Annotated in this window: 1 protein-coding gene; it reads right to left on the bottom strand. The window is 69.2% G+C overall.

The annotated features are described in order from the left end of the window. The coding region (locus IG178_RS25130) for a proline dehydrogenase family protein (protein WP_193215289.1) at nucleotides 1–224 on the bottom strand (224 nt) is incomplete at both ends.

The following is a 224-nucleotide window of genomic DNA, read 5'->3' as shown; positions in this document are numbered from 1 at the left end:
CGATCGACTGCTCGGCGGCCATGCCCTGCAGCATCTCGAACTCGATGCGCTCGGAGACCCCGCGCTGCTCGGCGAGCAGCTTGGCGAAGGCGATGTCGAAGATGTTGTGCCCCGCCACGCCCATGCGCATCCCGCGCAGGTGCTCGGGGTCCATGGCCCAGGCCAGGACCCGCTTGTAGTTGGCGTCCGTGGCCTGCTTGGTCGGCATGACGGCCAGCGGCCAG

This window comes from Neoluteolibacter marinus (genome assembly GCF_014904755.1).
In the GTDB taxonomy this organism is placed as follows: Bacteria; Verrucomicrobiota; Verrucomicrobiia; order Verrucomicrobiales; family Akkermansiaceae; genus Haloferula; species Haloferula marina.
Note: the sequence above shows the minus strand (reverse complement) of the source record. Positions and strands in the feature narration are given on the sequence as shown.